Genomic DNA, 5,345 nt, shown 5'->3' on the forward strand with positions numbered 1-5,345 from the left:
GGTCCCGGACCCGTCGCGGCGTGGTCGTGATCGGTCATGGGTCCATGGTGACGGGCGCGGCGGTGCGGCGGCAGTCGGAACGACCCTGGCCGGACCCTGATATCGGCCCTGAGGGACGGCCCGGGAAGCGTTCGAGAGGCCGGGTTCGGAGATCAGGGGAGTCTCCGGGGCCGACCCTGATGCTCCGGTCCCGGACCCGTCGCGGCGTGGTCGTGATCRGTCATGGGTCCATGGTGACGGGCGCGGCGGTGCGGCGGCAGTCGGAACGACCCTGGCCGGACCCTGATATCGGCCCTGAGGGACGGCCCGGGAAGCGTTCGAGAGGCCGGGTTCGGAGATCAGGGGAGTCTCCGGGGCCGACCCTGATGCTCCGGCCTTGCGGCCGTGTGACCATCAATGGCATGTCGGAAGCCGCAGCAGCGCCACTCGCCGAACCGCGGCCGCCGCGCAAGCTCTACCGCAGCAGTGACGGACGCTGGCTCGGTGGTGTGGCGCGAGGGCTCGCCGGGCACCTCGGGCTGCCCGTGATCTGGGTACGGCTCGTCTTCGTCGGCCTGTTCATGGCCGACGGCCTCGGTGCGCTGCTGTACGCCGCGTTCTGGTTCTTCGTCCCGCTCGGCGTCGGCGGGGTCGAGGCGCAGAAGCCGCCGTCGCTGGTCGCCTCGGAGACCTCGCCCGACGGCCGCCGCAGACTCGTCGCCCGCAGACCCGACAAGGGCCAGATCGTGGCCCTGCTCCTCATGGTCGTCGTGGCCATGGTGTTCGTGGGCAATGTGAACCTCAGCGGTGGGGCCAGGGCGTATCTGTGGCCGACGGTGCTCGTCGGCGCGGGCGTCGCCCTGGTCTGGCGGCAGGCGGACAACGCCCGCCGGGCCCGCTGGGTCGAGGTCGGCCGCCGCCGGCGCACGGTCACGCTGCTTCGCTCGGTGGGCGGTGTGCTGCTGGTGACGGCCGGCGTCTCCGGCATCTTCGTGCTGCAGGGCTCCGCCGCCCACCTCGGCTCCGTCCTCCAGGCGGCGCTCGCGGTCCTCGTCGGGATAACGCTTCTCGCCGGGCCGTATCTGGTGCGCATGACCCAGGACCTCTCCGAGGAGCGCCTGATGCGCATCCGCGCCCAGGAGCGCGCGGAGGTCGCCGCGCATGTGCACGACTCGGTGCTGCACACCCTGACCCTGATCCAGCGCAACGCGGAGAACGCGAACGAGGTGCGCCGCCTCGCCCGCGCCCAGGAGCGTGACCTGCGCACCTGGCTCTACAAGCCCGAGGGCACCGGCAAGGACGAGGCCGACGAACCCACCACGCTCGCCGACGCCGTGCGGCGCAACGCGGCCGAGGTGGAGGACAAGCACGGCGTGCCCATCGAGGTCGTGGTCGTGGGCGACTGCCCGCTCGACGAGAGAATCGCCGCACAGATGCAGGCCGCGCGCGAAGCAATGGTGAACGCCGCCAAGTACGGTGGCGAGGGCGGAGCCGTCCAGGTCTTCGCCGAGGTCGAGGGGAAGACGGTCTTCGTGTCCGTCCGGGACCGCGGCCCCGGCTTCGACCTCGACTCGATACCCGCCGACCGGATGGGTGTCAGAGAATCGATCATCGGCCGCATGGAGCGCAATGGCGGTACGGCGCGGCTGCGCGCGGTGCCGGACGGCGGCACGGAGGTCGAGCTGGAGATGGAGAGGGCGGAGAAGACGTCATGAGCGACCCGACCGAGGCGAACAGTACGGCGGGATCGGCGGAGGCGGCCGGGCCCGGGGAGCCGGGCGGTGGCACCGGCGGGCGTCGTGTGCGCGTGGTCCTCGTGGACGACCACCGCATGTTCCGTACGGGAGTCCAGGCCGAGATCGGCCAGACCGAGCAGACCGGTGTCGAGGTCGTCGGCGAGGCCGCGGACGTCGACCAGGCGGTCACGGTCATCACCGCGACCCGGCCCGAGGTGGTCCTCCTCGACGTGCACCTGCCCGGTGGCGGTGGTGTCGAAGTGCTGCGCCGCTGCGCCCCGTTGATGGCCGACGCCGAGCAGCCCGTCCGTTTCCTCGCGCTGTCCGTGTCGGACGCCGCCGAGGACGTGATCGGCGTGATCCGCGGCGGGGCCCGCGGGTACGTCACCAAGACGATCACCGGCACGGATCTCGTCGACTCCATCTTCCGCGTCCAGGAGGGCGACGCGGTCTTCTCCCCGCGGCTGGCCGGGTTCGTCCTCGACGCCTTCGCCTCCACGGACGCGCCGCCGGTCGACGAGGACCTGGACCGCCTCACCCAGCGCGAGCGTGAGGTGCTGCGGCTCATCGCCCGGGGATACGCGTACAAGGAGATCGCCAAGCAGCTGTTCATCTCCGTGAAGACGGTTGAGTCGCACGTCTCGGCGGTCCTCCGCAAGCTCCAGCTCTCCAACCGGCACGAGTTGACGCGGTGGGCGACGGCTCGCCGGCTGGTGTGACGCGGGAAGCCGGGGCCGCCTGACGGCGCCGGGGAGCGGCCGGATCGGCGGCGGTGCTGCCGCCATGCCCGGTCACACCACCCGGGTGGCGCCCGTGAACGGCATCTCGTCCAGCGGGGCGACCCGGACCGGTGCGGAGGGGTTCGGAGCGTGGATCATCCGGCCGTTGCCCACGTAGATGCCGACGTGACTGATGCCGGCGTAGAAGAACACGAGGTCCCCGGGGAGGAGTTCGGAGCGGGAGACGCGGCGGCCCGCGTCGATCTGGGAGTACGTCGTGCGGGGCAGGGAGACGCCCGCGGAGCGGTACGCGGCCTGGACGAGCCCCGAGCAGTCGAAGGCGTTCGGGCCGGTCGCGCCCCAGACGTAGGGGCTGCCGAGCTTCTGGTAGGCGTACGACACGGCGGCGGCCGCGCGGGAGTTGGGCGCCTGCGCGCTGACGGAGCCGGGGGCGGCCAGGCTGTCCCGCGTACCCGTCGAGGAGCGTGAGGCGCGGTCCGTGCCCCTCGTGTCGCTGATGCGGGCACGTTCCTGCGCGCTGAGCCGGGACAGCAGCTGACGCGCGGAGCCCAGCTTGCCGGTGATCGTCTTCTTGTGCCGTCGCAGCTCCGTCTGCCGTGATTTCAGGGAGGTCAGCTCGATGTGGGCGGCCCCGCGCAGCTGCTCGATCTCCCGGAGCTGCCGGCGTACGCGCGCGACGTCGGCCTGCTGCCGGTTGCCGACCCGCTCGACGAACTCGGCGTTCCGGAGGTACCGGTCGGGATCGTCGGACAGGGCGAGCTGGACCGCGGGGTCGAGACCGCCCCCGCGGTACTGGGCGGCGGCGACCGAACCCAGTGCCTCGCGGGCGGAGTTGAGCCGCTCCTCCTTGCGTGCCGCCTGGTCCTGGAGGTCCTTCAGCCGCTGTCCGGCCGCCTCGGCCTTCTCCTTCGCGCCGTTGTACTTCTCGGTGGCGACCTCCGCCTCCTGGTACAGCTCGTCCACCTTGGCCTTGACCTGGCCGGGGGTGAGCTCGGGTTCGGCGTGTCCGGTGCCGTCGAAGCCCGTCGCGGTCGCCGCGCCCGCGAGGGCGATCGTGGCGGCCGTACGGGCCTTGTTGCCGCTCGCGGAGCGCTGGCGGGGCTTGCGATGCGCTGCCACCTGGGGGCCACGTCCTTTCCTGCGACCGCCGACGGGTGCGTACGGCCGCCAGGGGGAGCGGACGGGCGGCCTGCGCGTCCGGCGACGGCCCGCCCAGGGGAAGCGGACCGCCGCCGGACCTTCTCGGCGGTGGTGTCCGACTGCCGCCCCTGGCCCGGGCGGCGGTGGGGAGCCGGGCACCTGGGGGAGGACGCTAAACCTCGCCGCGGCGGCCCGTGGCGGGTGTGCGGAAGTGTTCCGAGAGGACCGGCGGTGACCGTATGCGACCGTGAGCTGGTCTCGCCGCCGTCGGCTTAACTCAGCGTGATGACCGATGCGCCGAATCATGGGCGCGGGGCGGCGGGCGGGTGCTATGGGGCGCATATATGCATCCGACGAGGTCCGACGGCCCGGTGTCGGGCGGCTGGGGAGCCCCTGATTAGGCTCCGGCCTCATGGACGTACTCATCCACCTCTTCGTCGGCCTCCACATCATCGGCATCGCAGCCCTCCTGGGCGGTTTCCTCACCCAGATGAAGGCGATGGGCCAGGGCACCGCCCGCTTCACCCCCGCGATGCTGCACGGCGCGCTGACGATGCTGGTCACCGGTGTGATCCTGGTCGGCCTCAACCAGGCCGACGACCAGACCGTGAACAACATCAAGATCGGCGTCAAGCTGGCCCTGCTGATCGTGATCCTCGGCCTGGTCTACGTGAAACGGGACGACGAGAAGGTGGACAAGAGCCTGTTCGGCCTGGTCGGGGCGCTGACCACGGCGAACGTCTTCATCGCCGTGCTCTGGACCTGACCCGGCCGGGCAGGACGTAGGCCCGGGCCGAGGCGACCGCCCAGGCGGTCGCCCCGAGCCACACGGCCACCGCGACCCACAGCAAGACCTCCCCGAGGCCGTCGAGCCAGGAGACGTCCAGGGCGGCGGAGACGGCCAGTGCTGCCGCCGCCGTCTTGGCCCAGGCGAACACGGTCGCCCAGCGGCGGATGTCGGTGCGGGGCCGGGGCCGCAGGAACTCGGCGGCGAGCAGGACGGCGCAGCCGGCCAGTGCGAGGACGAGCAGCACGACCGTCACACGGCGCAGGACGCCACGGTCGTCGTCGTTCCACAGGTACAGGCGTGCGCTGTCGGAACTGATCAGCCGCGCCCCGGCCAGCGCCGAGATGGCGAGCGCTCCGCCCGCGAGCCAGTGGTCGCCGCGCCCCTCGGCCACCTGCCGCACATCGAAACGGGCCAGGGCGAGGACGTACAGCACGAGCCCCAGCCAGAACAGCACCAGCGCCGCGTGCGCGAGCCAGGCCGCCGACTCGGCCGCGGCGAGCGTGGCGCCGAGCACGGCGAGCCCCTGCGTGGCCATGCAGCGCGCGAACACCGTCCCGGGCCGGCGCCGCTCCCCGTCCTGCGCGGGGAGGGCCAGCGGCACCGGCCAGAGCAGCACGGCCAGCACCAGCAGTGCCGCCGCCAGAGACTGCGAGCCGGCCGCCGAGAAGCCGGTGCCCAGGACGGCCGTCGCCGCCACGGTGGTGAGCGCGGCCGTCGCCACGGTGTCCAGGAAGCCCGGCACCGCCGCGTACGCCCGCCATCTCGTGCCGGCGAGCAGCAGCCGCAGGGTGAAGTCCGCGGCGAGCATCAGCCAGGCCGCGCAGGCCAGGCCGAGGACGATGCGGGAGAGGGCGCCGTACCCCGCCAGATCCAGACCGACCGCCAGGGTGCCGGTCGCCAGCACGGCGGCACTCGCGGACGGCGCTCGCTGCGCCCACCAGGCGGGGGAGGGGGAGGGGC

General features: G+C 72.7%; 5 protein-coding genes. 3 read left to right on the forward strand and 2 right to left on the reverse strand.

Annotation, left to right across the window (positions count from 1 at the left end):
- Nucleotides 1-401 precede the first annotated feature (401 nt).
- Both CA983_RS40205 and CA983_RS40210 read left to right on the forward strand, forming a co-directional pair.
- Nucleotides 402-1,694, forward strand: a complete 1,293-nt coding sequence (locus CA983_RS40205) for an ATP-binding protein (protein WP_086605630.1) — start codon at nt 402-404, stop codon at nt 1,692-1,694.
- Nucleotides 1,691-2,434 carry a LuxR C-terminal-related transcriptional regulator gene (locus tag CA983_RS40210; RefSeq protein WP_059424955.1) on the forward strand — a complete coding sequence of 248 codons (744 nt, stop codon included), beginning with the start codon at nt 1,691-1,693 and terminating at the stop codon, nt 2,432-2,434. Before CA983_RS40205 ends, CA983_RS40210 begins: the two co-directional genes overlap by 4 nt.
- Nucleotides 2,435-2,506: 72 nt before the next feature.
- On the opposite strand, the gene CA983_RS40215 is transcribed toward CA983_RS40210, so the two are convergent.
- Nucleotides 2,507-3,574 (reverse strand): C40 family peptidase, encoded by a 1,068-nt coding sequence (locus CA983_RS40215; protein ID WP_086605631.1) that lies wholly within the window; start codon nt 3,572-3,574, stop codon nt 2,507-2,509.
- A 433-nt stretch (nt 3,575-4,007) separates the two neighbouring features.
- On the opposite strand from CA983_RS40215, the gene CA983_RS40220 reads away from it, so the two are divergent.
- Complete coding sequence (locus tag CA983_RS40220; RefSeq protein ID WP_086605632.1) at nt 4,008-4,361, forward strand: hypothetical protein; 354 nt, start codon at nt 4,008-4,010, stop codon at nt 4,359-4,361.
- Here CA983_RS40220 and CA983_RS40225 read toward each other — a convergent pair.
- Nucleotides 4,339-5,345: SLAC1 family transporter (locus CA983_RS40225; RefSeq protein ID WP_244207303.1), on the reverse strand; the 1,007-nt coding region annotated here is incomplete at its 5' end. The two genes, CA983_RS40220 and CA983_RS40225, sit on opposite strands and share 23 nt — an antisense overlap.

The sequence above is a fragment of the Streptomyces swartbergensis genome (assembly GCF_002148965.1).
Taxonomy (GTDB): domain Bacteria; phylum Actinomycetota; class Actinomycetes; order Streptomycetales; family Streptomycetaceae; genus Streptomyces; species Streptomyces swartbergensis.